This is a genomic window from Isoptericola cucumis (genome assembly GCF_014635665.1).
GTDB lineage: Bacteria > Actinomycetota > Actinomycetes > Actinomycetales > Cellulomonadaceae > Isoptericola > Isoptericola cucumis.
Genome location: NZ_BMDG01000002.1, coordinates 108593 through 132987, shown reverse-complemented (window position 1 = coordinate 132987; position 24395 = coordinate 108593). Strand labels below are relative to the sequence as shown.

The following is a 24395-nucleotide window of genomic DNA, read 5'->3' as shown; positions in this document are numbered from 1 at the left end:
ACGTGACACCGCCCACGACACTGGAGGCATGGCGGGGTCGCCGGACGTCTGGTCGAGCCTCGCGTTCGTCGTCGCGGGCGCGTGGATCGTCGCGACCGCGCGCGCGGGCGGCGCCGCGCCCGACACCGAGCCCGGCACGGTCCGGGCGCGCGCGTGCCTCGGCGTGCTCGCGGTCCTGGTCGGCGTCGGGTCGGTGGTGCAGCACGGCCCGGCACCGTCGTGGAACCCCGTCGTCCACGACCCGCCCCTGCTGGGCACCTACGCGCTGATCGCCGCGGACGCCGTCGCCGACCTCACCAGCCGGCGGATGCGGGCCTGGTGGTGGCTCGCCCCGACGGCGGCCGACGTCGTCCTCGCCGCCGTCTGGCCCGTGGCGTCCGTCGTCGCGCAGGGCACGACGGCGGCCGTCGCGGTGGTGGCGGTCCTGCTGCGCGCGCGGGCGCGGCCGGCCCTGCGCCCTCGCCTGCTCGGCGCGCTCGCCGTCCTCGGGGTCGGCAGCGTCGTCGCCGAGCTGTCCCGCCCCGACCGGCCGTGGTCCGGCACAGGGCCCGGCGCCCGGCTCGACGAGGCGGTGCTCGGCAGCCCGCCCCTCGGGCACGCGGCGTGGCACGTGCTCGCCGCCGCCGCGATCGTCGTCGTCGCGCCGACCGTCGGCCGGCGGCCCGGCCGGCGCGACGACCGCCGGCTCAGCGGCCAAGACGCTGGAACTGACGCACCGCCAGCGGGAGGAAGGCCAGCGTGATCAGGGCCGGCCACACGACCGCGCCGGCGACGGCGTGCCCCTCGATCCAGTAGCCGCTCGTGGCGAGCTCGACGCCCGGCGTGTGGAACAGCTCGCGGATCGCGGAGGCGGTGGACGACACCGGGTTCCACGCGGCCACCGCGCCGAGCCAGCCAGGCATCATGTCCGGCGGCGCGAAGACGGAGGAGATGAACCCCAGCGGGAACGCGATCGCGAACAGGCTGCCGGCCGCCTCGGTGTTCTTCACCCTCAGACCGATCCACACGCCGACGAAGATCAGCGCGAGGCGCAGCCACAGCAGCAGCCCGAAGGCCGCGAGAGTCTCGCCCGGCGTGCCGCCGGGCCGCCACCCGATGAGCAGCGCGATGCCGACGATGACGGCGAGGTCGATCGCGGCCTGGATGATGTCCGCGACCCCGCGGCCGGTCACCACCGCCGACGAGGACATCGGCATCGAGCGGAACCTGTCGACGAAGCCCTTCTCCTTGTTGAAGGCCACGGGGAACGCGGTGTTCATGAAGCCGAAGGCGATGGTCATCGCGAACATGCCCGGCATCGCGTAGTCGACGTAGCCGACCCCCGCGCCCATCCCGGTGACGTCCATGGCGCTGCCGAAGACGTAGACGAACATCAGCACCATGACGACCGGCATGCCGAGCTGCCAGGCGAAGGTCGAGGGCTGGTGGACCAGGTGCAGGAACTCCTGCACGACGATGGTCCAGGAGTCCTTGACCGCCCAGCGGGCGCGGTCCACGAGCGTCTCGGTGGCGGGGGCGTCGCCGGCGGCGTTCGCCTGGGGGACGGCGGTCATCGGACCTGCTCCTTCGTCGCGTCGGGCTGCTGGTCGGTGAGCTGCAGGAACGCCTCGTCGAGGGTGGGCCGGCGGAGGCCGATGTCGGCGACCGTCAGGCCGGCGGCGCGCACCTCGGCGGCGACCTCCGTGAGCGCCCCCACCCCGTCGGGCACGGGGACGCTCAGGGTGGTGCCGTCGTCGGCACGGTCGGGGGTGGCGTCGGTGACCTTCTCGACGAGGCGGGCCGCCTCGTCGAGGTCCGCCGGGTCGGCGACGGTGAGCTCGAGCCGCTCGTCGCCGATGCGGCGCTTGAGGCCGGACGGGGTGTCCTCCACGAGGTTGCGCCCGTGGTCGACGACGCTGATCCGGTCGCACAGCTGGTCGGCCTCGTCGAGGTAGTGCGTGGTGAGCAGCACCGTGGTGCCGCCGGCTGCGAGCTCGCGCACCGCCTGCCAGACCTCGCGTCGTCCGGCGGGGTCCAGGCCCGTGGTGGGCTCGTCGAGGAAGAGCACCCGGGGCGCCAGGATCATCGAGGCGGCCAGGTCGAGGCGGCGGCGCATCCCGCCGGAGAACTTCTTGGGGGTGCGGTCGGCGTCGCCGGACAGGCTGAACTGGTCGAGCAGCTCGTCCGCGCGGCGGCGGGAGCTGCCCTTGTCGAGACGGAAGAGCCGCCCGAACATCACGAGGTTCTGCCGGGCGGTGAGCAGGTCGTCGACGGCGGTCTGCTGACCGGTCAGCCCGATGGCACGGCGGACCATGCGGGGCGCGGTCCGCACGTCGTGCCCGGAGACCTCGGCACTTCCCGCGTCGAACCGGGTCAGCGTGGTCAGGATGCGGACGGCGGTCGTCTTGCCGGCGCCGTTCGGGCCGAGCAGGCCGTGGACGGTGCCGCTCTCGACCGAGAGGTCGACGCCGTCGAGGGCGACGGCGTCGCCGTAGCGCTTGGTCAGGCCGACGGCGCGGATCGCGAGTGCGGACGGTGGCATGGCTCCTCCTGCTGGGTACGGTGTACGCAATCTAACGACGCTCAGCGGCCGTCGTCAATGCGTGCGGTGTACCCTGTTCGCGCCTAGCATGCTCGTGCCATGAGCGACCGATCCGCCGACCGCGCACCCGCCGACGCCCGCGCCCACGTGACGCGGGCGCTCGAGCTGCTCTGGCACGGGCGGGCCCCGGCGGGCCGCGGCCCCCGGCCCGGGCTCACGCTCGACCGCATCGTCGAGGTGGCGATCGAGATCGCCGACGGCGACGGCACGGCCGCGCTGTCGATGCGCCGCATCGCGCGCGAGCTCGGCGTCGGCACGATGACTCTCTACCGCTACGTCCCCGACAAGCAGGTGCTGCTCGCCCTCGTCCTCGACCGCGTGCTGGCGCCGGCGCCGGGCGCGGGCGCACCCCCGGACTCGTGGCGGGAGACGCTCTCCTCGGACGCCCGGGAAGGGCGCGCGCTCTACCTGCGTCACCCGTGGCTCCTCGAGGTGAACATGGCGCGCCCGGTGCTGGGCCCGGGCAACGTCGCCGGGCTCGAGCGCACGATGACCGGGCTCGCCGACCTGCCGCTGAGCAGCCGCGACAAGCTTGACCTCGTCACCGCCCTGGACGGCTTCGTGGTCGGGGCGGTGCGCCAGCAGATCTTCTACGAGCGGGTGTCGGCCGAGTCCGGGCTCGACGACGAGGAGTTCTGGGGGGCGCAGCTGCCGTTCATGGAGCCGGCGATGCGGTCGGGCGACTACCCCACGATGGCCGCCCTGGACACGGACGCCTTCCAGGGCACCTGGGAGGGGACCTTCGAGCTGGGCCTGTCGTGCTTCCTCGACGGGCTCGAGCTGCACGTCGAGCGCCAGGGCAGACGTCGCTAGTTGTCCACAAGTGATATCCCGCTCGACACCATGTCACTCAAACAGTTCTAGAGTGACATGGTGGACCTCGAAATGTTCCTGAACGACGCTCCCGGAGAACTCGTCACGATCCGTGGGAGCGACCCGGCGCGACCGCTGAGCTCGTCGAGATCCTGAACTACGTGCGGATGGCGAACGCAGGTTTCGCCCGCGTCGCCGACGGCTGGCCCATCTCGCTGACGATGCTCAGCGAGCTCCAGGGCATTCTCATGACGAGCACCCCGCTGGAGGCTCAGTCCGGGCGTCTTCGCGACGGTCAAGTGGTCATCGGCCGCCGCGACGACGTGGCATCGATCAGGTTTCCGGTGGAGGCTGCACGCTTCGTCCCCCCACCCGGCGGACTTCTGCTCGAGGGCGGAGTTCGCGACCTCGTCGACTGGATGCGCGCCGACCACCGCAGGACGATCGATCCCGTCGTGGCGGCGGCCATGTCCCACTACCAGTTCGAGACGTTGCACCCGTTCCGCGACGGCAACGGCCGCGTCGGTCGGTTCCTGATCGTGCTCCACCTGCAGAGCACGGGCGTGCTCACCGAACCCACCCTCACGGTCTCGCCATGGTTCGAAGCCCGCCGGCGCGAGTACTATGACCGGCTGCTCGGCGTCAGCACCGGCAACGACTGGGACGCGTACGTCAGGTTCTTCGCCCAGGGACTGCAGCAAGCGGCGGACAACACCCGCCGCGAGATGGTCGCGCTCGTCGCGGTCCAGGCGGAGTTGAGGGAAGTCGTCCGTGCCTCCCACCTCCGGGCCGATTCAGCCCATGCGCTCGTCGATCTCGCCGTCGCCAACCCGACCTTCACGGTGCGCAAGGTCGAGGCCGACCTCGGCGTGTCCTACGGGCGGGCCAACAAGCTCGTCGGTCAGCTCGTCGAGCTCGGGATTCTCGACGTCGTCGATGCCGCCGCATACAAGCGCAGGTTCTTTGCCCCCAGGGTGCTTCGGGTCCTGACCCGCACGACGGCCTGACGGCACTGGCACCACCGCGCGAGGCCCGACGGCGATCCACTCGCCGTCGGGCCTCGTCGCGGTCTCGGCCGACCGATGAACGACCTCGCGGTCAGGCGCCGGCGACCTCCGCGGCGTCGACCTCGTCGAGCGTCGCCAGCTCCGCGAGGTCGGCGGCGACGATCTCCGCGATCTGCACGGTGTTGAGCGCCGCGCCCTTGCGCAGGTTGTCGTTCGACACGAACAGCACCAGCCCCCGGCCGCCGGGCACGGACTGGTCGGTGCGGACGCGACCGACGAACGACGGGTCGGCCCCGGCCGCCGCGAGCGGCGTCGGGACGTCGGCCAGCTGCACGCCGGGCGCCGCCGCGAGCAGCTCGCGCGCCCGCTCCGGCGTGATCGCGGACCCGAACTCGGCGTGGATCGACAGCGAGTGGCCGGTGAACACCGGCACCCGCACGCACGTGCCGGCCACGGCCAGGTCGGGCAGCCCGAGGATCTTGCGCGACTCGTTGCGGAGCTTCTGCTCCTCGTCGGTCTCGCCGGACCCGTCGTCCACGAGGTTCCCCGCGAGCGGCAGGACGTCGAACGCGATCGGCGCCACGTACGTCTCCGGCTCCGGGAACGTCACGGCTGCGCCCGAGTGCGCCAGGCCCTCCAGGTCGCCGGCGACGGCGGCCCGCGCCTGGTCGGCGAGCTCGCGCACGCCCGACAGCCCGGACCCCGACACCGCCTGGTAGGTCGCGACGCGCAGGCGCTCCAGCCCGGCCTCGTCGGCCAGCGGCTTGAGCACCGGCATCGCGGCCATCGTGGTGCAGTTCGGGTTGGCGATGATGCCCTTGCCCGCGTCGCCGATCGCCTCCGGGTTGACCTCCGAGACGACCAGCGGCACCTCGGGGTCGAGGCGCCACGCGGACGAGTTGTCGATGACGACCGCCCCCGCGTCGGCGAACCGCGGCGCGTGCTCGCGCGACGTGCCGCCGCCGGCGGAGAAGATCGCGACGTCGACGTCGGCGAGCGCGTCGGTCGGCGTCGCCGCGACGTCCTCCACGACCACGTCGACGCCGGCGAACGGCAGCACCGACCCGGCCGAGCGGGCGGACGCGAAGAGGCGCAGCTCGCGCACGGGGAAGTCGCGCTCGGCCAGCAGGCGGCGCAGCACGCCCCCCACCTGCCCGGTCGCGCCGACGACGGCGAGGTTCACACCGGTCTCGTTGATCACGGCCATGTCAGCTCACCGCCCGGTTCCGGCGTAGACGACGGCCTCGCCGTCGGTGGAGTCGAGGTCGAACGCGTGGTGCACGGCGCGCACGGCGTCGTGGAGCGAGTCGGCCCGGGTGACGACCGAGATGCGGATCTCCGAGGTGGAGATCATCTCGATGTTGATGCCCGCGTCGCGCAGCGCGCCGAAGAGGCGCGCCGAGACGCCGGGGTTCGACTTCATGCCCGCCCCGACGAGGGACAGCTTGCCGATCTGGTCGTCGGACTCCAGCGAGTCGTAGCCGATCTCGCCGCGGGCCGCGTTCAGGGCCGCCATCGTGGTCGACGTGCTCGCGTGCGGCAGCGTGAACGAGATGTCCGTGCGGCCGGTCGACGCGGCGGAGACGTTCTGCACGATCATGTCGATGTTCGCGCCGGCGCCGGCCACGACCTCGAACAGGCGGGCGGCCATGCCGGGCTTGTCCGGCACGCCGACGACGGTGATCTTGGCCTCGCTGTCGTCGTGCGCGACGCCGGAGATGATCGGGTCTTCCATCTTCGCTTCCTCCTGGCCCGCGGAGCTGCCCGCGGGGGCGTTCGGGTCGATCAGGTCGCCGTACGTGCCCGAGACGAGGGTGCCGGTCTTGGTGGTGAACGAGCTGCGCACGTGCACGGGCACCTCGTAGCGGCGCGCGTACTCGACCGCGCGCAGGGCGAGGACCTTGGCCCCGCCGGCGGCGAGCTCGAGCATCTCCTCGTAGGTGATGCGGTCGATCTTGCGGGCGCTCGAGGCGACCCGCGGGTCGGCGGTGAAGATGCCGTCCACGTCGGTGTAGATCTCGCAGACGTCGGCGCCGAGGCCCGCCGCGAGCGCGACGGCCGTCGTGTCCGAGCCGCCACGACCGAGGGTCGTGACGTCGTTGCTGCGGCTGACGCCCTGGAACCCCGCGACGATCGCCACCTGCCCCTTGCTCAGCGTCTCGTGGACGCGGTGGGGCACGACGTCGACGATCTGCGCGCGGCCGTGGACGGCGTCCGTGAGGAGGCCGGCCTGCTGGCCGGTGAAGGACTTCGCCTTCACGCCGAGCTTGGTGATCGCCATCGCGAGCAGCGACATCGAGATGCGCTCGCCGGCGGTGAGGAGGATGTCGAGCTCGCGCTTGGGCGGCAGCGGGGTGATCTCCCCGGCGAGGTCGAGGAGCTCGTCCGTGGTGTCGCCCATGGCGCTCACCACCACGACGACGTCGTCCCCCGCTCGCCTCGCCTCCGCGATGCGCTTGGCGATGCGCTTGATGGACTGGGCGTCCGCAACGGACGACCCACCGTATTTCTGCACGACTAGGGCCATGCGGTTTTCACAACCTTCTTCTCGCGGCCTCCGTCTGTCTCAACGGCCCGCCGGGATGGATGTTGGCCCGACGATGGTAGACCGTGCCCGCGCCTCGGACGAAGGGCGTCTCAGGTCGTGGCGCCGGGCGGCCCCGCGAGGAACCGGTCCAGCGCCGCGAGATGGTCGTCGACCGGGCCCGCGGTGAGCAGCCCGCTGCCCGCGGCCAGCTCACCCGCCGCGGGCGCCAGCGCGTCCCGCGCCCGCGTCGCGACCCGGCGGTCGCCGAGCGCGACGGCCGCCCTGCCGGCGAGCACCCACAGCGCCTCGACGAGCAGCCCCGGCGGCGGGTCGCCGACCCGGGCGAGGGCGCGGCGCGCCTCGTCGGGTCGTCCGGCCGCGAGCAGGGTCCACGGGGCGACCCAGGCGGCGTACGGCCCAGCGGCGCCGGCGGCGAGCCCGGCACCGGCGCCGGCGGCGCCCCGCCCGACCCGCAGGCTCAGCAGCGCGATCGTCTCCAGCCCGTCCCGCACGCCGGTCATCCCGGTGCCGGCGAGCCCGGCGGCCGCCGCCCGCACCGCGTCCTCGACCTCGGCGGTCGGCGCCCCCTCGGCCGCGGCGCGCACGACGGTCCACCACGACGTGAGCACCTCGACGAGCGGCCGGTCGTGGTCGGACGCGAGCCGGCCCGCCGCGGCGGCGTGGCCCGCTGCGCCGGCCAGGTCGCCGAGCGCCGTGCGCGCCTGCACCCGCACCAGGTGACCGAGGATCTCGTCCGTCGCGAGCCCGGCCGAGGCGGCGACGTCGACGAGCTCGGCGCCGATCGTGTCGCGCTCGGCGGCGCGCCCGGCCCGGTCGCCCCTGTGGAGCGCCCGCGCGCCCAGGGCGCGGGCGAGCGTCGCCGCGTCGCCGGTGCGCCGGGCCAGCGCCTCGGCCTCCGCGGCCGCCTCCGGGCCGAGGCTCCCCCGTGACCCCCGCAGCTCCGTGGCGAGCGTGGCGAGCAGCCTCGAACGGACCCGGTCCCGGGCGCCGGGGCCGAGGGCGCGCAGCGTGCGCCGGGCGACGGCGGCCACGGCCGCCGCCTCCGCCGCGTCGTCCGGCACCGGCCACACGCTCGGGACGTGCACCGCGTCGAGCACCCGGGCCGTGCGGGCCGGCTCCCCCCGGCGTTCCGCGGCCCGCAGCACCGCGAGCCGCTGGGCACGCGACTCGGCGAGCCCACCCGCCACCGCGGCCGCGCCCAGGAGGGTCGCCGACTGCTCGAGCCGGGACGCGCCGCCGGTCGTGGTGCGGGCGAACGTGTCCGCCGCCCGCGCCCAGAGGTCCGGCCCGCCCGCCTCCTCGCCGCGCAGGACCCGCGCCTCGGCCTGCGCCAGCCGTGGCCCGGGGTCGAGGCCGAGCTCCTCGGCGAGCGTCCGACGCGCGCGCCGGAGCACGGTACGCGCGTCGGCCTGCCGGCCCGCCTGGTGCAGGGCCAGGGCGAGCAGGCGCCAGCCCTCCTCCCGCCACGGCTGCGTCACGACGTGCTGCTCCAGGTCGGCGACCGCGTCCCGGGTACGGTCCAGCGCCAGGAGGGCGTCTGCACGCTGCTCGACGGCGCCGAGCCGCAGCTCGTCGAGGCGTGCCCGCTCGGCGTGCGCCCACGGCGCGTCCACCCCCGCGTACGCCTCGCCCCGCCACAGCCCGAGCGCGGCGTCCAGCCGACCGAGGGCGGCGGCGGCCGGCAGGTGCGCCGCCTCGCCGACCAGGTGCGCGGCGCGGTCCGCGTCCACGGCGCCGGCCGGGAGCCGCAGGGCGTAGCCGGGCCCCTGCGTCACGAGCAGGCGTGCCGGCGCACGCGGCGCCCGGTCCGGTTCCAGCGCTCGGCGCAGCGCGGCGACGAACGTGCGCACGGCGGCGACGGCGCCCGGGGGCGGGTCGTCCCAGAGGTCGTCGACCAGCGCGACGACGCTCACCGCACGGCCGCGGGCGGCGGCCAGCCGGCCGAGCAGCTCACGGTGCCGCGGCCCGCGCAGCGCGAGGTCCGCGCCGTCGTCGCCCCAGGCCGTCATCGGCCCCAGGACGCCGATCGTCACCATCCGTCGGTCCTCCTGCTCATCCAGCGCTCATCGGTGGCGCCGAGGCTGGGCACACCTCCACGACCGACCACCACGAGGAGAACCATGACCTCCCCCACCAACATCCCCGGCTTCCACGACGTGCGCGTCACCGTGGACGACGACGTCGCGCTGCACGCGGCCGTCGGCGGCTCCGGCCGCTCCGGCCGAGCGGTCGTGCTGCTGCACGGCTTCCCGCAGACCCACCTGTGCTGGCGGCACGTCGCCCCCGCCCTCGCCGCCGACCACACGGTCGTCGTGCCCGACCTGCGCGGCTACGGCGCGAGCGACAAGCCCGCCGGGTCCTCCCCCGACACCTACTCCAAGCGCACCATGGCCCGCGACGTCGTGCGGATCGCGGCAGCGCTCGGCGTCGACCGGTTCGCCCTGGCCGGTCACGACCGTGGCGCGCTCGTCGCCGTCCGCGCGGGTCTCGACCACCCGGAGGTCGTGACGCACCTCGCGGTGCTCGACGTCCTGCCCACCCTCGACATGTGGGACGTGCTGCACGGCGCCGACGCGGCCGTCGCCTTCCACCTGTACCTCATGGCCCAGCCCGCCGGACTTCCGGAGGCCATGATCACCGGGGCCGCCGACACGTTCTTCGGCCACTTCCTCGACGCCTGGACGCCGCCCGGCACGCCCGCACCGTTCGACGCGGACGTGCGCGCCGAGTACCTGCGGCGGTCGCGGGAGGCGGTGGGATCGATCGTCGCCGACTACCGCGCGTCGGCGGGCGTCGACGTCGAGCACGACCGCGCCGACCGTGACGCCGGGCGGCGGCTGGCCATGCCGGTGACCGTCGTGCAGCAGGACTGGGGTGCCGCGCTCGGCTACGACGCCGCCGGCCTCTGGGGTGCCTGGGCACCCGACCTGGACCACCGCACCACCACGGCCGGGCACTTCATGGCGGAGAGCGCGCCCGACGAGGTGCTGGCCGCGCTGCGCGACCTGCTGGCCCGCTGACGGCCGCCGGGGCTCAGGCCGTCCAGTCGCGCACGACGTCGTACCCGAGCTTGACGATCAGCGCACCCACCACGACGACGAAGATGACGCGCACGAAGCCGCTGCCCTTCGCCACGGCCATCCGCGCCCCGACGTACGCGCCCACGAGGTTCGCCGCCCCCATCGCCAGGCCCAGCCCCCAGATGACGGCGCCGTGCGGCACGAAGAACAGCAGCGCGCCGAGGTTGGTCGCGAAGTTGACGATCTTCGCGAGCGCCGACGCCGGCAGGAACGCGTACCCCAGCACGCTCACCAGCGCGATCACCAGGAAGGTGCCCGTACCGGGGCCGAGCAGCCCGTCGTAGGCGCCGATCACCAGGCCGATGCCGGCCGCCGTCCACCGGTGCCGGTTGCCCTCCCAGCGCAGGTCGGTCTGCGCCCCGAGCCTCGGCTTCAGCACCGTGTACGTGGCCACCGCGATCAGCACGACGAGGATGATCGGCGTGAACAGCTCGGCGGGCAGCTGCGCCGCCAGCGCCGCGCCCCCGAAGGCGCCCGTCAGCGCCGCGAGCGCCATCGGGCCCGCGGTCGTGAGGTCGGGACCCACCCGGCGGTAGTAGGTGATCGCGCTGGTCGACGTGCCCATGATCGAGGCGAGCTTGTTGGTCGCCAGCGCCTGCACGGGCGAGATGCCCGGCACCAGCAGCAGCGCGGGGAGCTGGATGAGCCCGCCGCCGCCGACGACCGCGTCGACCCAGCCGGCGGTCAGCCCGGCCAGGACCAGCAGGACGATGGTGAGGACGTCGAGGTCGGGCACGCGGGAGATCTTCGCACGCCGCCCGGTGGGAGGACCCGGTCAGGGCTCCCGTCAGGAGTGGAGCGCGTCGTACTCCGCCTCGGCGGCGACGTCGTCGGCGACGTCGAGCCGCAGGTGCGCCAGCACCCCCTGCAGCACGCGCAGCGCGGACGCCGCCCGCTCGCCCCACGACGACAGGTAGCTGAACTGCCACCACCACAGCCCCTCGAGCTCGTGGCCGTCGTCGTAGTGCTGCAGCCCCTTGGCGAGCTCCTCGGCGATGCAGGCCAGGTCGCCGGAGAGGGTGGCCGGGGCGACGTCGGTGCTCAGCGCGGGGTCGGACACCTCGACGTAGTCGTCGAAGCCGTCGAACATCTTCGCGAGCGCGTCGCGCAGCGGGTCGACGTCGGTCTCGGGGCCGGCGTCGGGCTCGAACCGCTCGACGGGCACGACGTCGACGATGGCGGCCAGGCGCGCGCCGGCGGCGAGCAGGTCGGAGGTGGCGAGGATGAGCAGCGACAGCTCGGCGCCGGGCGCAGAGCCCGAGGCGACCGTCGTCGTCGTCGACAGGAACGTCCTGGCCTGCGCCGACATCTGCTCGGCGACGTCGCGGTACTCCGAGCCCGCCTCGATCTCCCCCACGATCTGCCCCTTCCTGCGCCGTGACAGGCGGCGCCGTCTGTCGCGCGGCCCGGCAGCCGTGTCAGCTGCCGACGACCCGCCGACCCTCGAACGCCCGGCCGAGGGTGACCTCGTCCGCGTACTCCAAGTCTCCCCCGACGGGCAACCCCGACGCGAGGCGGGAGACGGTGACCCCCATCGGCCCGATGAGGCGCGACAGGTAGGTGGCCGTGGCCTCGCCCTCGACGTTCGGGTCGGTGGCGAGGATGACCTCGGTGACCGTGCCGTCGGCGAGGCGGGACATGAGCTGGCTGATGCGCAGGTCGTCCGGGCCGACGTTGTCGATCGGGTTGATGGCGCCGCCGAGCACGTGGTACTTGCCGCGGAACTCGCGGGTGCGCTCGATCGCGACGACGTCCTTGGGCTCCTCGACGACGCAGATCACCTCGGCGTTGCGGCGCGGGTCGGCGCAGATGCGGCACGTGTTGGACTCGGCGACGTTGCCGCACGTCTCGCAGAACTGCACGCGCGCCTTGACCTCCGTGAGCGCGTCGACGAGCCGCCGCACGTCGGCGGCGTCCGTCGCCAGCAGGTGGAACGCGATCCGCTGCGCGCTCTTGGGCCCGACGCCGGGAAGGCGGCCGAGCTCGTCGATCAGGTCCTGGACTGCGCCCTCGTACACAATCGACCAGCCTACGGTGCGCCACCGACCACCGGGACCGCCCGAGCGCTCAGATCCAGCCCTGGGAGCGCGCCAGGCGCACGGCCTCGTGCCGGTTGCTGACGCCGAGCTTCGCGACCGCGGACGAGAGGTAGTTGCGCACCGTCCCCGCGGCGAGCGACGCGCGACGGGCGATCTCCTCGACCGGCGCCCCCTCGGCCGCGAGCTCCAGCACGTCCGCCTCGCGCGGGGTCAGCGGCGAGTCTCCGGCCGAGATGGCGTCGGCCGCGAGCTCCGGGTCGAGGTAACGCCCGCCGCCGGCCACCTGCCGCACCGCCCCCGCCAGCACCGTCGCCGGCACCGTCTTCGGCAGGAAGCCCCGCACCCCCGCCGCGAGCGCCTTCTTGAGGTAGCCGGGCCGGCCGTGGCTGGTGACGACGACCACCTGGCACCCCGGCTGCGTGCGGCGGACCGTCTCCGCGACCTCGATGCCGTCCGCGCCGGGCATCTGCAGGTCCAGGACGGCGACGTCCGGGCGGTGCTCACGGATCGCGGCGATCGCGGCCGGGCCGTCGCCGGCCACGGCCACCACCTCCAGGTCGTCCTCGAGGCCGAGGAGCTGGGCGACGGCGTCGCGGATCAGGGTCTCGTCGTCCGCGAGCACGACCCGGATCATGCGGCCACCCCCGCCGGTGCCGGCACCCGCGCCGTGACGACGAACCGGTCGCCGTCGGCCGCGATTTCGAGCGTCCCGCCGACGGCGGCCAGCCGCTCCCGGAGCCCCGCCAGCCCCGACCCCCCGCCCAGGCCCGCGACGCCGTCCACGCCGGTCCGTGCGCCGTCGTTGCTCACCCGCAGCACCATCTCCCGCTCCCCCGGCTCCAGGTCGATCCGGCACTCGGTCGCCGCCGAGTGCCGCACGATGTTGGTCACGGCCTCGCGCACGACCCAGGCGAGCGCCTCGACCTGCCGGGCCGCGAGGTCGGGCACGTCGCCCACGACGCGCACGGCCGTCCCCGCCGCGTGCAGCACCGACCGGGCGCCGTCGAGCTCGGTCACCAGGTCGGCCGCGCGATACCCGGCGACGACGCCGCGCACCTCCCGCAGGGAGTCCTGGGCGAGCGTGCGCACGTCGTCCATCTGGTCCGCGCCGCGCGGGTCGCCCCGCCGGGCCAGGGCGGCGGCGAGCTCCGCCTTCACCGCGACCGCCGACAGCGCCCTCCCCACGACGTCGTGCATGTCGCGGGAGATGCGCAGCCGCTCCTCCGCGACGGCGAGGCGGGCGGCGACCTCGCGTGCGTCGTCGAGCGCGCGCACCACCTCGACGATCCACATGGACATGCGCAGCGTCCCGGCCCAGAACATGACGAAGACGTAGGTCGCCAGCGCGAGGGGGACCACCGCCACGGGTTCGCCGGAGACGAGCCGCCCGGCGCCGACGACGAGCGGCACGACGAGCCCGACCAGCGCGAGCCGCCCGAGCGGGACCGCGACAGCCAGCGCGCCGACCGTCGCGGCCCCGCACACGGCGACCAGCGCCGACCGCGGGTCCTCGCGCAGGCCGCCGCCCTCGTACCCCGGCAGGAGGACGAGCGCCGCCACGACCAGCGCGACCGTCGACGCGACCAGCGCGACGACGACGCCCCCGGGCCGGCGGCCCCGCAGCAGCGGCCCGTCGAAACCCCGGTGGACGGTGACGAGGCACGATCCGGTGTGCACGGCCACCAGGGCGACGAGCACCAGCGCCTGCGGCACGGACGGCACCGCGTCCGCGGTCGACAGGGCGGCCACCACGGACAGGTAGAGGAAGGGCTCGAGCAGCACGAACAGGTACAGGCTGACGCGGGTGTACACCTCGACCCCACGCGCTCCGCCGGCGAGGGTCGCGGCGGGCCGGCTCGTCGTCACGGGGTCAGCCTGCCACGACCGGCCCTCCGGCGCGGTCGCCGGCGTCGTCACCTGCGCGGCTCCCAGCGCATCCACCGGCGCGCGGCGAGCGCGGCCAGGACCGTCCAGGCGACCAGGACCGCCCACGGGAGCCGCGCCGCGGCGAACGTCTCCGCGAACGTCAGCACCGTGCCGTCGCCGTCGATGCCGGCCGCGCCGAGCAGCATGAGGTCGGTGATCGGGCGCAGGGGCGTGAACGTGCCGACGGTGTCCAGCACCCCGCTCGACGCGACCGGCACGCCGAACAGCCCGGCGAACGGGATCGCCACGATCAGCAGCGGGAGGGTGGTGAGCTGCGCCGACTCGACCGTCCGCGACAGGCCCGACGTCGCGGCGGCGAGGGTCGTCAGCATCACCGCGCCACCCACCACGGCCACCACCATGAGCAGCGGGTTCACGAACGCCGGCGGCTCGAGGAACACCGACACCGCCACGACGCCCAGCACCGTCTGCGCCAGCGCGACGGCGAACGCGGGGACGGCGGCCCCCGCGAGGATCTCCGCCCGCGAGCACTCGCCGACCAGGTAGCGCTTGAGCACCAGCTCCTCGCGCCGCGCCACGTACGCGACGGTGAGGTTGTAGTACACGACGAACGCGAGCGCCATGAACACCAGGAGGTTCAGCAGCATCGCACCCATGGCCTCCGGCATGCCGTCGCCGATCCCGCCGACAGCGGCGAACAGCGCCACGCTCAGGGGCGGCAGGGCGAGCGCGTTGAACAGCGCGGTGCGGTTGCGCACGAGCAGCAGCAGCTCCGCGCGGGCGAGCGCCCAGACGCGGCGCGGGCTGACGGTCGGCGGCGCCGCCGGGCCGGTGCGGCGCCGGGTCGTGGCCGTGGTCGTGGTGGTCATGCCGCCACCTCCGTGTCGTCGGTGTCGTGGGTGCCGGTGTCGTGGGTGCCGGTGTCGTCCATGGCGAGGAACGCCTGCTCGAGCGACGCCGACCGGGCGTCCAGGTCGTCGAGGCGCAGCCGTCGGGCGTCCGCCCACTGCAGCAGGGTGAACAGGTCGTCCTGGAGGCTCGTGGTCCGCAGGTGCAGCCGGCCGGTGCGGTCGACGTCGGGGGCGCCGACGACGCCGGCGAGCGCCGGCAGGTCCGCGGCCGAGGGCACGACCACGCGGCCCTCCCGGTTGCGCACCACGCACTCCACCCGCGCGGGCTCGGCGGCGACGATGTCCGCCACCGTCCCCGAGCGCACCACGCGCCCGGACTGCAGGATCGCGATCCGGTCGGCCAGCTGCTCCGCCTCCTCCAGGTAGTGCGTGGTGAGCAGCACGGTGGTGCCCGCGGCGAGCATGCCCTGCACCAGCCGCCAGGTGGCCCGGCGGCTCTCCGGGTCGAGGCCCGTCGTGGGCTCGTCGAGGAACAGCACCTCCGGGTCCCCCATCGTCGCGAGCGCCAGGTCCAGGCGCCGCTTCTCGCCCCCGGACAGGCTCGCCACCCGCACGTCGGCCCGGTGGCCCATGCCGACGGCGGCCAGCACCTCGCGCACGGGCCGCGGCCTCGTGAGCGTGCCCGCCCACGTGCGGGCCGTCTCGGCCACGGTGAGGTCGCCGGAGAACCCCGCGCTCTGCAGCATGATGCCGAGCGACCCGACGATCGCGGCGCGCTCGCGGTACGGGTCGTGACCCAGCACGCGCACCGTGCCGCCGGCGGCGGGCGCCAGCCCCTCGACGAGCTCGACGAACGACGTCTTGCCGGCGCCGTTGGTGCCGAGCAGCGCGACCAGCTCACCGCGCCGGACGTCGAGGTCCACGCCACGGACCGCCTCGAACGAGCCGTACCGGCGGCGCGCCCCGCGGACGTGGATGATCGGTTCCGATGTCATGCCACCACCCTGGCGACGCCGCGCCACCGCGGGTAGTGCCGCCCCTCACCGGTCCGTGGGAGCCGCGCACCGGTGCGCCGTGACATCTGTCATGCGCCCCGGGCGCCGGTGACCGGAGGATGACGAGTCGGGGAACTCTCGGTCCAGCGGCTGCCCTCCGGGCGCCCGGGCCCTAGTTTCGACGTCATGACCCGACGCTGGGCCCGGCCCCTGTCCGCCGCTGTCGCCGCCCTGTCCGCCCTCGCCGTCGGGATGCCCGCCGCGGCCGCCCCCGCCGGCGACCCGAGCGCCGACCGTCCCGGAGGGGGCCGAGCGCCCGCCGACCACGTGGTGCTGCTCGCGCTGGACGGGTTCGACGCCGAGTACGTCGGCCGGGCGCCGATGCCGCACCTGGAGCGGCTGCTGCGGCGCGGCTCGCTCACGACGTCGACGGGCGTCATGACGTCGATCACGAACCCGTCGTGGTCGTCCGTCGCGACCGGCGCGTGGCCGGAGCGGCACCTCAACTCCGCGTACTGGTTCGACCCCGTCTCCGGCACGGCCCGCGGGCAGCAGCGCGAGCTCGCCGTCCCGACGATCGCCGAGGCGGTCCGGGACGACGGCGGCACCGTGTTCTCGTCGCAGTGGTTCATCCTGCAGGACCACGGCGTGGCCTACGGCGACCCGGACGGCCTGTACACGCAGCCCGGCGGCGACTGCTCCCGCCGGGTGGACGACGCCGTGGCCGTGCTGGCCGGCGAGCCCGTGAGCTCCGGCGGCCAGGAGGTGCGGGCGAACGGCCTGCCGGAGCTGACGGCGGTCTACTGCGACACGCTCGACGCGCTCGGCCACGCGGGCGGCGACCGGCACCCGGGGATCCCGGCGGCGCTCACCGAGCTCGACGCCCAGCTCGGCCGGCTCGTGCAGGCCACCAAGGACGCGGGCATCTACGGCCGCACGACCTTCGTCGTCACCGGCGACCACGGCATGACGACCTTCGACAAGGGCTTCGCCGCCGAGGGCCTGGCCGCGATCGCCGACGCCGGCTACCGGGCCGAGGCGCTGACCTCCGGGAGGTCGCCCTCGCCCGGCACCGACGTGGCGGTCGTCGTCGGGGGCGTCGCCGACCTCACCCTGCTGGGCGACGCCGCCCACGACCCGGCCGCCGAGGGCCGGATCCGTCGTGCGCTCGAGGCGCTGCCGCAGGTGCGCGCCGTGTACGACGAGGACGACCAGCGCCGGATGCGGATGAGCCCGCGGCACGGGGACCTCGTCGTGGAGCCGGAACCGGGCTGGTCGTTCGGCCCCGCGCCCGCCGCCCCCGCCGGGCGCCACGGCGCGACGACCGACCTCGAGGTGCCGCTGGTGCTCGCCGGCGCCGGGGTGCTGCCGCACCGCGAGCCCCGCGACCCCCGGCACGTGGACCTGGCCCCGACGATCGCCGCGCTGCTGGGCGTCGACGCGCCGGCCGGCGCCCAGGGCCGGGTGCTCACGGAGGCCCTGACCCGCGGCTGAGAGCCGGCCCTGCGGCAGGATGCACGCATGGACCCTTCCCCCGCGGCCGAGGTCGTGGCGCTCTACGACGAGGCCGGCCGCCCGTGCGGCACCGCCACCCGCGCCCGGATGCGGGCGGAGAACCTGCGGCACGCGGCCACGGCCGTCGTCGTGCGCAACGGCGTGGGCGACGTCTACGTGCACCGCCGCACCGACACCAAGGACCTCTACCCGGGGCGGTACGACTTCTGCGCGGGCGGCGTGCTGCGCGCCGGGGAGGACCCGCTGGACTCCGCGCGTCGCGAGCTGGCCGAGGAGCTCGGCGTGACCGGGGTCGTGCTGACGCCGCTCGGCTGGGCGGACTACGCGGACGAGCGCACCCGCATGCGCGAGTTCCGCTACGAGTGCACCACCGACGGGCCGATCGTCTGGCAGGCGGAGGAGGTCGCCTGGGGTGCCTGGGTGACGCCCGGCCGGCTGCTCGAGATGCTGGCCGAGCTGCCGTTCATGCCCGACAGCGTCGCCAACTTCCGCGACTGGCTCGACGACCTCCGCCCGTCCCTGCCGGGGTAGTCCCGGCCCTCGAGAGGTCGGTGCTAGCTCGGCGCGGACCGCGCGACCTCGGCGAGGAGGTCGACGGACAGCGGGGCGATCGGGTGCGGCGCGACCGGGGCCGCCGGGTCCACCCACACGTGCTCGGCCAGCTCGGCCTGCACCTGGAGGTCGAAGCCGTCGGGCAGGTCGACCTCGAAGACGTGGGCGTCGACGACGTGGTCGGGCTCGTTCGCGGCGACGGCGCTGCGCCGGGTGAGCGGGCGTGCCTGCGCCGGGTCGACGACGAGCCCGATCTCCTCCGCGCACTCGCGCACGAGCGCCGCGGCCGGGTCCTCGCCCGGCTCGATCTTGCCGCCCACCTGCATGAACGAGGTCGTCCCGTGCTTGCGCACGAGCAGCGCACGGCCGTCGGCGCGCACGATCACCGCTGCGACGATGTGCAGCGTCGTGGTGGGGGTCGTCATGTCAGGGCTGCTCCGTGACCTCGTCGATGATCTTGCCGTCGAGCACCTGGACCACGAGGGGGACGCCGTGCAGGCCGACCGACGTGATGTCCGGGTCGTCGGCGGACGGCTCGTCGTCCATCGCCGACCCGGCCCCCGGCCGCGCCGGGCCCGGCGTCTGCTGCGCCTCGCGCACGCGGCGCTCGGCCGCCTGCCGGGGAGTCTCCCGGACCTGCGGCCCGCCCGGCGCCGTCGCGGGCGCCGGAGGCGCCGCGGGCTGGGGGCGCGAGGCCGGTGCCGGCCCCTCGTCCCACGGCGGGGGCGGCGATTCCTCCTCCGGCCGGGCCTCGACCTGGTCGGCGGGCCCCGGGTCGTCGGGAGCCGGCTCCCGTGCCCACGACGCGGGCTCCGCCGCGGGCGTGCCGGCGAGCCAGGCCGCGTCCGCGTCGTCGGCGGCGCTGCGCGCGGGCCGCTCCGCCACCGCGACGCCGCCGCCGGCGTGCGCGGTCGCCCGCGGGCCGGGAGCCGGAACCGCCGCGGCGGAGACCGTCGCGACGGGGCCGGTGCCGCCGGAGGGCCGGGTGCCGGTCCCCGGGCCTCCGCCGGCGATATCGCCGCCCCCACCGCCGGAGCTCCCCTCGCCGAGCGGGGGGACGTCGGGCCACTCCGGGTCGTCGGGCTCCTCGGCAGCGTCACCGCCCGGATCGGACTGGACCGAGGAGCCGCCGGCCTCCCGAGGACGCCCGCCGGCCTCGTTCTCGACGATCTCGACCTGCACCGCCACGCCGAGCGCCTGGTAGACGGCGTCCGAGATGGTCTCCGGCCGTCCGCGGCGCGCGAGCCCGACGACGGACGGCGCGAACCCGAGGCGCAGCAGGTCGCCCTCGAGGGTCAGCACCTGGGCGTTCTCCCCGAGGAACGCCGCGGCCTGCGGGCTCTGGATGGCGCCCAGGACCTCGCGCCAGCGCCGCCGGACCACCTCGGTGGTGACGGCGCTCGCGGGAGCGGACGGCGCGGGATCGGGCCCCGGATCGGTGGACGGAGTGGTCTCACCGGGCTCGGCCACCATCGGCTCGGGCTCGACGGACGAAGGGACCTCGACAGGCTCGACCGTCGTGGGCTCGGGCTCCGCGTGCGGCTCGGAGTCGGGCTCCGGCTCCGCGTGCGGCTCGGAGTCGGGCTCCGGCTCCGCGTGCGGCTCGGAGTCGGGCTCCGCAACCGGCTCGGGCTCGGCGGCGGGCTCGGGCTCCGCAACCGGCTCGGGCTCCGCGACCGGCTCGGCCTCGGCGGCGCGCTCCGGTTCCGCGACCGGCTCCGGCTGCGCGACAGGCTCGGACTCGGGCTCGGGCTCCGCGACCGGACGCCGGCTCGCCTGCAGGGCGGCGCGGGCGGCGGCGGCGCCGCTCAGCCCTCCGCCCCCGCCCGCGGACGCCGGCGGGGCGGACGTCGCGGAGGCGTCGCCGTCCGCGTGCGGACCGGACGGCACGGACGTGCCGCCGGCCGCGATCCGGCCGCGCTCGAGCCGGTCGATCCGTGCGGCCAGGCCCTGGGCGCCGTCGTCGGCACCGGGCAGCAGCAGCCGGGCGCACAGCAGCTCCAGGTGGAGGCGCGGCGACGTGGCGCCGGTCATCTCGGTGAGGGCGGCGTTGACGAGGTCGGCGGCCCGGGACAGCTCCGCCACGCCGAGCCGGCCGGCCTGGGTGCGCATCCGTTCGAGCTGGTCGGCGGGCAGGCCGCGCAGCACGGCCTCGGCGGCGTCGCCCGAGACGGCGATGACGATGAGGTCGCGCAGCCGTTCGAGGACGTCCTCCACGAAGCGCCGCGGCTCGTGGCCCGTGGCGATCACCTGGTCGACGACGCGGAAGATCGAGGCGCCGTCGCGCGCGGCCAGCGCGTCCACCACGTCGTCGAGCAGGGTGGCGTGCGTGAAGCCGAGCAGCCCGACGGCGGTGTCGTACTCGACGGTCCCGCCGGTGGCGCCCGCGATGAGCTGGTCGAGCACGGAGAGGCTGTCGCGCACGGAGCCGCCGCCCGCGCGCGTGACGAGCGGCACCACGCCGCCGCCGAGCTCGACGCCCTCGGCCGCGCAGAGCTGCTCGAGGTACGGCCCGAGCACGTCCGGCGGGACCAGCCGGAACGGGTAGTGGTGGGTGCGCGAGCGGATGGTGCCGATGACCTTGTCCGGCTCCGTCGTCGCGAACACGAACTTGATGTGCGGCGGGGGCTCCTCGACGATCTTGAGCAGGGCGTTGAAGCCCTGCGGCGTCACCATGTGCGCCTCGTCGAGGATGAAGATCTTGTACCGGTCGCGGGCGGGGGCGAACGTGGCGCGCTCGCGCAGGTCGCGCGCGTCGTCGACGCCGTTGTGGCTGGCCGCGTCGATCTCGACGACGTCGAGCGAGCCGGGGCCGCCGCGGGCCAGCTCGACGCACGACGGGCACTCCCCGCACGGCGTGTCCAGCGGCTTCTCCGGCGTGTTGCGCGCGCAGTTCAGCGTGCGCGCGAGGATGCGGGCCGACGTCGTCTTGCCGCAGCCGCGCGGCCCGGAGAACAGGTAGGCGTGGTTGACGCGCCCGCTGCGCAGCGCCTGCATGAGCGGTGCGGTGACGTGCTCCTGGCCGATCACCTCGGCGAACGTCTCGGGCCGGTAGCGGCGGTACAGAGCGGTGGTCACCCGCCAACCCTAGACGCCTCCGCCGACAGCGACGAGCGCCGTCCTCACCCGGTGGACGAGCCGTCCGGGGACGGGCTCCCGGCCGCCTCCGAGGCCCGCAGGCGGGCGATCTCGTCCACCTGCTCGCGCAGCGTGGCCGTCGTGAGCTCGACCCAGCGGGCGACGACCGCGAGCTCGGCAGGCGTGAACTGCGCCGTCACCTCGGCCATGCCCTTCCCCAGCCCCGCGAACGCCGCCGCAAGCCCGGGCGACACGGGCCCGCCGGCCGCGATGACCAGGCGGCGCCGGTCGTCCGGGTCGCGCTCGCGCCGGGCGTGACCACCGCGCTCCAGCCGGTCGACGAGCCCCGTGACCGCCCCCGCCGTGAGCCCGGTGCGGCGCGCGAGCGCGGACGCGGACATCGGGCCCTCGCGCCGCAGGATCCCGAGCGCCTTGTGGTCGGGCGCGGACAGCCCCATGAGCGACCCGAGCGCGTCGTGGAACAGCACGACCGCGTCGCTGAGCTCGGTCCCCATCCGCGCCGCCGGGTCGTCGTGCCCGCTCGTTCCCACCGATGCCCCGTCCGTCGTCATGGTCATATCCTCCATCACGGTCTATAGTTCAGTATGCTAAACTGTTCACTCAACCGAAGCATAGGGAGGCGACCATGAACGTCGCGTTCGCCGAGGCCTGGACGACCTTCGGCCAGGCCCTGTCGTTCACCGTCCGGCACTACCCCGTCGTCGCAGGGTTCGGGATCCTCGCGTCGGCACAACGCTTCCTCGCCGTCGGCGGCGGGGAACGGTTCGCCTGGGCCGGAGGCGTCGCGGGCGAGGTCTTCACGACGGCCGTCCGCATGCTGTTCGTGCTCTGGGTCGTGCGGGCACTGTTCCGCGGTTCCGACGCGGGCTGGTCGCAGGTGGGGCCCCGGTTCTCCCGCTTCGTCGACGCGCACACCGGGATGCTCCTCGCGAGCGCCGTGCTGCTCGTCGCGCTGACCGTGGTGGCGAAGGTGATCCCCGCCGCCGTCGCGGGCGCCCTTCCCCCCGACGCGCACACGACGTTCGTCGCCTGGGAGCTCGCGATCAAGAACGTGACCGTCATCCCGTTCACGATCGTGTGGATGACGACGATCGCGCAGGTGGCGATCCTGGGCGGCACCGGGAGCCTCGCCCTGGCAGCGACCGCTCGCGCGACGACGTGACCCGCGCTCCGGCCCCGTGACTGGTCCCGGCTGAATGTTAGCGAGTAACATTCAGGGATGGTCCACCTGAGCAGCCCGCGCGCCCGGCGCACCCGGGCCCGCATCCTCGACGCCGCGCTCGACCTCTTCGAGCGGCAGGGCTACGAGCCGACGACGGTCGCTCAGGTCGCGGACGCCGCCGGCGTGACCCCGATGACGTTCTTCCGCCACTTCCCCACCAAGGACGCCGTCCTCGTCACCGATCCCTACGACCCGCTCATCGCCGACGTCGTCGCCGCACAGCCGGCCGTCCTCCCGCCGTTCGAGCGCGTGCGGCTCGGCATGCGCGCGGCGCTCGGCGAGATCGACCCCGACGAGGACGCCACCGCCCGCCGGCGCGTCGCCCTGGTCGCCGCGAACCCCGCGCTGCGGGCCGCCGTCGTCGCCGCCACCGCCGCGACGGAGGACGCGATCGTCGGCCGCCTCGTCCACGACGGCGTCGCCCGCCTCGACGCCCGGGTCGCCGCCGCCGCCTGTCTCGGCGCCTGCACGGCCGCCCTGCTGGAACCGCCTGACGACGGCGAGTCGCTCGGTGCCGTCGTCACCCGCGCCCTCGACCTGCTGGGGCAGGCGTCGTGACGACCCCGGCCCTCCTCCTCGACGCCGTCCGCCGCTCGTTCGGCACCCGGCCGGCCCTCGACGGCCTCTCCCTGAAGGTCGACCCCGGCGAGGTCGTGGCGATGATCGGGCTCAACGGCGCCGGCAAGACCACCGCGCTGCGCGTGCTCACCGGACGCCTGCGCCCGGCGTCGGGCACGGCGCGCGTGCTGCAGCGCGACCCGGCCCGGCTCGACGTCGCGACCGCCCGCCGCGTCGGGAACGTCGTGGGCGCGCCGCTGGTCGACCCGGCCCTGACCGTCGCGGAGAACCTGCGCGCGGCCGCGCTCCTGAACGGGGTGCCGCGCGCACAGGTCACGGCCGCGGGCGCCGCCGCCGTCGGCCGGCTCGACCTCGCGGCCTGGGCGGGCGCCCGGGCCCGCGACCTGTCGGCCGGCAACGCGCAACGGCTCGGTGTCGCCTGCGCGACGGTGCACGACCCGGCGGCCCTCGTGCTGGACGAGCCCACGTCGGCGCTGGACCCGCGCGGCGTGGTCCTGGTCCGCGAGCTGGTGCGCGAGCGCGCCCGCGCGGGGGCCGCGGTGCTGGTCTCGAGCCACCACCTGGACGAGGTGGCGCGGGTGGCGGACCGCGTCGCCGTCGTGCACGCCGGCCGCGTCGTCGGCGAGCTGGACCCGCGGGGCGCCGACATCGAGCGCCGCTTCTTCGCCATGGTCCTCGCCGCCGACACCCCGGGCTCCGGCCCCGACGCTCCCGCCGGCGCGGGCGGCCGGGCACCGCGCGGCCGGAGAGCCGCATGACCGCCCTCGGTGCGATGACCGCCCTCGGTACGGCGCTGCGCGTCGAGGTGCTCGCCTGGCGACGGTCCACCGTCCAGCGGGTGGCCACCCCGCTGCTCGTCCTCCTCGTCCCGCTCGCCGCGGTGGGACTGACCGCGCTCGCCCGCTCGGGCGCCGTCGACGGCGCGGGGGCGCCGAAGCTCGCGGCGTACGCGACGGGTGACCCCGCGACGACGCACCTCGGCGTCGCCGGCCAGGTCCTCGCCGTCGCGGCGCTGATGGCGGGCGGGTTCGCCGCCGCGGCGGTGTTCGGGCAGCCCCTCGCCGACGGGCGGGCGGGCGCGTACTTCGGCCTCGCGACGCCCCGCGGCACGGTCGCGCTCGCGCGGGGTCTGGTGGTGCTCGCCTGGACGGCAGCGTGCGTGCTGGTCGCGATCGGCCTGACCGTGGCGCTGTCGGCGGCGGTCACCGCCGCGGCGTCCGGGTCGTTCGGCTCGACGGCGTGGGCCGCGGCCGGGCGCGCCCTGGGCGCGGGGGTGCTGGCCGCGGGCCTCGCGGTGCCGTTCGCGGCCGTCGCGACGGCGACCCGCAGCCCGCTCGCCACCGTCGGCGCGCTGATCGGCGTGGTGGCGCTCACGCAGCTGGTCGTGCTCGTCGGCGGCGGCTCCTGGTTCCCCTACGCGGTGCCGTCGCTGTGGACCGGGACGGGCGGCCCCGCCGCCGCGGCCGGCGTCGGCGGGGGCGCCCTCGCGCTGACGGCGGCCGTCGCGCCTGCCGGGGCGGCGCTCGTCGTCGCGCAGTGGCGGCGGCTCACCGACGTCTGACCCGACGACGTAGAGGTTCGGGCCGCAGCCGAGCTCGCCCGGCTCGAGCTGGATGCGGTCGAGCAC

Annotated in this window: 25 protein-coding genes; 10 read left to right on the top strand and 15 right to left on the bottom strand. The window is 75.4% G+C overall.

The window, feature by feature from the left end; all coding sequences use genetic code 11:
• The first annotated feature begins 28 nt into the window (after window positions 1-28).
• The gene (locus IEW03_RS02795; RefSeq protein WP_188522137.1) at window positions 29-742 is read left to right on the top strand and encodes a hypothetical protein; all 714 of its coding nucleotides are present in this window, start codon (window positions 29-31) and stop codon (window positions 740-742) included.
• On the opposite strand, the gene IEW03_RS02790 is transcribed toward IEW03_RS02795, so the two are convergent.
• Complete coding sequence (locus IEW03_RS02790) at window positions 687-1553, bottom strand: ABC transporter permease (protein WP_188522136.1); 867 nt, start codon at window positions 1551-1553, stop codon at window positions 687-689. The genes IEW03_RS02795 and IEW03_RS02790 overlap by 56 nt on opposite strands.
• A complete protein-coding gene (locus IEW03_RS02785) occupies window positions 1550-2521 on the bottom strand; it encodes an ATP-binding cassette domain-containing protein (protein WP_188522135.1) in 972 nt (323 codons plus the stop codon). The genes IEW03_RS02790 and IEW03_RS02785 overlap by 4 nt, the downstream gene beginning before the upstream one ends.
• Window positions 2522-2620: 99 nt before the next feature.
• Here IEW03_RS02785 and IEW03_RS02780 point away from each other — a divergent pair, with 99 nt between their 5' ends.
• Together IEW03_RS02780 and IEW03_RS02775 are read left to right on the top strand one after the other, a co-directional pair.
• Window positions 2621-3394 (top strand): TetR/AcrR family transcriptional regulator, encoded by a 774-nt coding sequence (locus IEW03_RS02780; RefSeq protein WP_188522134.1) that lies wholly within the window; start codon window positions 2621-2623, stop codon window positions 3392-3394.
• 167 nt (window positions 3395-3561) lie between these two features.
• Entirely contained in the window at window positions 3562-4401 is an 840-nt protein-coding gene (locus IEW03_RS02775; RefSeq protein ID WP_188522401.1) for a Fic family protein, read from the top strand.
• 91 nt (window positions 4402-4492) lie between these two features.
• Here IEW03_RS02775 and IEW03_RS02770 read toward each other — a convergent pair whose 3' ends face one another.
• From IEW03_RS02770 to IEW03_RS02760, 3 genes are all read right to left on the bottom strand, one after another.
• Window positions 4493-5608, bottom strand: a complete 1116-nt coding sequence (locus IEW03_RS02770; RefSeq protein ID WP_188522133.1) for an aspartate-semialdehyde dehydrogenase — start codon at window positions 5606-5608, stop codon at window positions 4493-4495.
• A gap of 6 nt (window positions 5609-5614) precedes the next feature.
• Window positions 5615-6928, bottom strand: coding sequence for an aspartate kinase (locus IEW03_RS02765; RefSeq protein WP_188522132.1), 1314 nt, complete (start codon window positions 6926-6928; stop codon window positions 5615-5617).
• Window positions 6929-7038: 110 nt separating this feature from the next.
• Window positions 7039-8985, bottom strand: a complete 1947-nt coding sequence (locus IEW03_RS02760) for an AfsR/SARP family transcriptional regulator (RefSeq protein WP_188522131.1) — start codon at window positions 8983-8985, stop codon at window positions 7039-7041.
• A gap of 84 nt (window positions 8986-9069) precedes the next feature.
• Between IEW03_RS02760 and IEW03_RS02755 the strand changes: the two genes are divergently transcribed.
• Window positions 9070-9969 (top strand): alpha/beta fold hydrolase, encoded by a 900-nt coding sequence (locus IEW03_RS02755; RefSeq protein WP_188522130.1) that lies wholly within the window; start codon window positions 9070-9072, stop codon window positions 9967-9969.
• Between the two features lie 13 nt (window positions 9970-9982).
• Here the strand turns inward: IEW03_RS02755 and IEW03_RS02750 are convergent, their stop codons facing one another.
• The 7 genes from IEW03_RS02750 to IEW03_RS02720 form a co-directional block, all read right to left on the bottom strand.
• Complete coding sequence (locus tag IEW03_RS02750) at window positions 9983-10765, bottom strand: TSUP family transporter (protein ID WP_188522129.1); 783 nt, start codon at window positions 10763-10765, stop codon at window positions 9983-9985.
• Between the two features lie 51 nt (window positions 10766-10816).
• Window positions 10817-11386: a DUF5063 domain-containing protein gene (locus tag IEW03_RS02745; RefSeq protein ID WP_188522128.1), complete on the bottom strand. Its 570-nt coding sequence runs from the start codon at window positions 11384-11386 to the stop codon at window positions 10817-10819.
• Between the two features lie 61 nt (window positions 11387-11447).
• Window positions 11448-12047, bottom strand: coding sequence for a recombination mediator RecR (gene recR, locus IEW03_RS02740; RefSeq protein ID WP_188522127.1), 600 nt, complete (start codon window positions 12045-12047; stop codon window positions 11448-11450).
• A 49-nt stretch (window positions 12048-12096) separates the two neighbouring features.
• Window positions 12097-12702, bottom strand: a complete 606-nt coding sequence (locus tag IEW03_RS02735) for a response regulator transcription factor (RefSeq protein ID WP_188522126.1) — start codon at window positions 12700-12702, stop codon at window positions 12097-12099.
• Complete coding sequence (locus IEW03_RS02730) at window positions 12699-13934, bottom strand: sensor histidine kinase (protein ID WP_188522125.1); 1236 nt, start codon at window positions 13932-13934, stop codon at window positions 12699-12701. Before IEW03_RS02730 ends, IEW03_RS02735 begins: the two co-directional genes overlap by 4 nt.
• Window positions 13935-13981: 47 nt before the next feature.
• Window positions 13982-14824 (bottom strand): ABC transporter permease, encoded by an 843-nt coding sequence (locus IEW03_RS02725; RefSeq protein ID WP_188522124.1) that lies wholly within the window; start codon window positions 14822-14824, stop codon window positions 13982-13984.
• A complete protein-coding gene (locus tag IEW03_RS02720) occupies window positions 14821-15801 on the bottom strand; it encodes an ABC transporter ATP-binding protein (protein WP_188522123.1) in 981 nt (326 codons plus the stop codon). Before IEW03_RS02720 ends, IEW03_RS02725 begins: the two co-directional genes overlap by 4 nt.
• 186 nt (window positions 15802-15987) lie before the next feature.
• Here IEW03_RS02720 and IEW03_RS02715 point away from each other — a divergent pair, with 186 nt between their 5' ends.
• The gene (locus IEW03_RS02715; RefSeq protein ID WP_188522122.1) at window positions 15988-17295 is read left to right on the top strand and encodes an alkaline phosphatase family protein; all 1308 of its coding nucleotides are present in this window, start codon (window positions 15988-15990) and stop codon (window positions 17293-17295) included.
• Window positions 17296-17322: 27 nt separating this feature from the next.
• Window positions 17323-17847: an NUDIX hydrolase gene (locus tag IEW03_RS02710; RefSeq protein WP_188522121.1), complete on the top strand. Its 525-nt coding sequence runs from the start codon at window positions 17323-17325 to the stop codon at window positions 17845-17847.
• A gap of 23 nt (window positions 17848-17870) precedes the next feature.
• Here IEW03_RS02710 and IEW03_RS02705 read toward each other — a convergent pair whose 3' ends face one another.
• Genes IEW03_RS02705 through IEW03_RS02695 form a run of 3 tightly spaced genes read right to left on the bottom strand, consistent with a single transcriptional unit; the run spans window position 17871 to window position 21518 of the window.
• A complete protein-coding gene (locus IEW03_RS02705; RefSeq protein ID WP_188522120.1) occupies window positions 17871-18293 on the bottom strand; it encodes an NUDIX hydrolase in 423 nt (140 codons plus the stop codon).
• Between the two features lies 1 nt (window position 18294).
• Window positions 18295-20946, bottom strand: coding sequence for a DNA polymerase III subunit gamma and tau (locus IEW03_RS02700; protein ID WP_188522119.1), 2652 nt, complete (start codon window positions 20944-20946; stop codon window positions 18295-18297).
• Window positions 20947-20990: 44 nt separating this feature from the next.
• On the bottom strand, window positions 20991-21518 hold the full coding sequence (locus tag IEW03_RS02695; RefSeq protein ID WP_188522118.1) for a MarR family winged helix-turn-helix transcriptional regulator: 528 nt from the start codon (window positions 21516-21518) through the stop codon (window positions 20991-20993).
• 74 nt (window positions 21519-21592) lie between these two features.
• Here IEW03_RS02695 and IEW03_RS02690 point away from each other — a divergent pair, with 74 nt between their 5' ends.
• Genes IEW03_RS02690 through IEW03_RS02675 form a run of 4 tightly spaced genes read left to right on the top strand, consistent with a single transcriptional unit; the run spans window position 21593 to window position 24329 of the window.
• On the top strand, window positions 21593-22129 hold the full coding sequence (locus IEW03_RS02690; RefSeq protein ID WP_188522117.1) for a hypothetical protein: 537 nt from the start codon (window positions 21593-21595) through the stop codon (window positions 22127-22129).
• A 57-nt stretch (window positions 22130-22186) separates the two neighbouring features.
• Window positions 22187-22747: a TetR/AcrR family transcriptional regulator gene (locus tag IEW03_RS02685; RefSeq protein WP_188522116.1), complete on the top strand. Its 561-nt coding sequence runs from the start codon at window positions 22187-22189 to the stop codon at window positions 22745-22747.
• Window positions 22744-23526: an ABC transporter ATP-binding protein gene (locus tag IEW03_RS02680; RefSeq protein WP_229737340.1), complete on the top strand. Its 783-nt coding sequence runs from the start codon at window positions 22744-22746 to the stop codon at window positions 23524-23526. Before IEW03_RS02685 ends, IEW03_RS02680 begins: the two co-directional genes overlap by 4 nt.
• Window positions 23523-24329 (top strand): hypothetical protein, encoded by an 807-nt coding sequence (locus IEW03_RS02675; RefSeq protein ID WP_188522115.1) that lies wholly within the window; start codon window positions 23523-23525, stop codon window positions 24327-24329. The genes IEW03_RS02680 and IEW03_RS02675 overlap by 4 nt, the downstream gene beginning before the upstream one ends.
• Window positions 24330-24395 lie beyond the last annotated feature (66 nt).

What these genes read in the sequence shown, in the direction of transcription:
- IEW03_RS02715 (WP_188522122.1), top strand. Translation starts at nt 15,988, where the DNA reads ATGACCCGACGCTGGGCCCGGCCCCTGTCCGCCGCTGTCGCCGCCCTG.
- IEW03_RS02790 (WP_188522136.1), bottom strand. Translation starts at nt 1,553, where the DNA reads ATGACCGCCGTCCCCCAGGCGAACGCCGCCGGCGACGCCCCCGCCACC.
- IEW03_RS02755 (WP_188522130.1), top strand. Translation starts at nt 9,070, where the DNA reads ATGACCTCCCCCACCAACATCCCCGGCTTCCACGACGTGCGCGTCACC.
- IEW03_RS02795 (WP_188522137.1), top strand. Translation starts at nt 29, where the DNA reads ATGGCGGGGTCGCCGGACGTCTGGTCGAGCCTCGCGTTCGTCGTCGCG.
- IEW03_RS02690 (WP_188522117.1), top strand. Translation starts at nt 21,593, where the DNA reads ATGAACGTCGCGTTCGCCGAGGCCTGGACGACCTTCGGCCAGGCCCTG.
- IEW03_RS02705 (WP_188522120.1), bottom strand. Translation starts at nt 18,293, where the DNA reads ATGACGACCCCCACCACGACGCTGCACATCGTCGCAGCGGTGATCGTG.
- IEW03_RS02765 (WP_188522132.1), bottom strand. Translation starts at nt 6,928, where the DNA reads ATGGCCCTAGTCGTGCAGAAATACGGTGGGTCGTCCGTTGCGGACGCC.
- IEW03_RS02725 (WP_188522124.1), bottom strand. Translation starts at nt 14,824, where the DNA reads ATGACCACCACGACCACGGCCACGACCCGGCGCCGCACCGGCCCGGCG.
- IEW03_RS02720 (WP_188522123.1), bottom strand. Translation starts at nt 15,801, where the DNA reads ATGACATCGGAACCGATCATCCACGTCCGCGGGGCGCGCCGCCGGTAC.
- IEW03_RS02760 (WP_188522131.1), bottom strand. Translation starts at nt 8,985, where the DNA reads ATGGTGACGATCGGCGTCCTGGGGCCGATGACGGCCTGGGGCGACGAC.
- IEW03_RS02735 (WP_188522126.1), bottom strand. Translation starts at nt 12,702, where the DNA reads ATGATCCGGGTCGTGCTCGCGGACGACGAGACCCTGATCCGCGACGCC.
- IEW03_RS02780 (WP_188522134.1), top strand. Translation starts at nt 2,621, where the DNA reads ATGAGCGACCGATCCGCCGACCGCGCACCCGCCGACGCCCGCGCCCAC.
- IEW03_RS02675 (WP_188522115.1), top strand. Translation starts at nt 23,523, where the DNA reads ATGACCGCCCTCGGTGCGATGACCGCCCTCGGTACGGCGCTGCGCGTC.
- IEW03_RS02695 (WP_188522118.1), bottom strand. Translation starts at nt 21,518, where the DNA reads ATGACGACGGACGGGGCATCGGTGGGAACGAGCGGGCACGACGACCCG.
- IEW03_RS02685 (WP_188522116.1), top strand. Translation starts at nt 22,187, where the DNA reads ATGGTCCACCTGAGCAGCCCGCGCGCCCGGCGCACCCGGGCCCGCATC.
- IEW03_RS02775 (WP_188522401.1), top strand. Translation starts at nt 3,562, where the DNA reads ATGGCGAACGCAGGTTTCGCCCGCGTCGCCGACGGCTGGCCCATCTCG.
- IEW03_RS02785 (WP_188522135.1), bottom strand. Translation starts at nt 2,521, where the DNA reads ATGCCACCGTCCGCACTCGCGATCCGCGCCGTCGGCCTGACCAAGCGC.
- IEW03_RS02770 (WP_188522133.1), bottom strand. Translation starts at nt 5,608, where the DNA reads ATGGCCGTGATCAACGAGACCGGTGTGAACCTCGCCGTCGTCGGCGCG.
- IEW03_RS02710 (WP_188522121.1), top strand. Translation starts at nt 17,323, where the DNA reads ATGGACCCTTCCCCCGCGGCCGAGGTCGTGGCGCTCTACGACGAGGCC.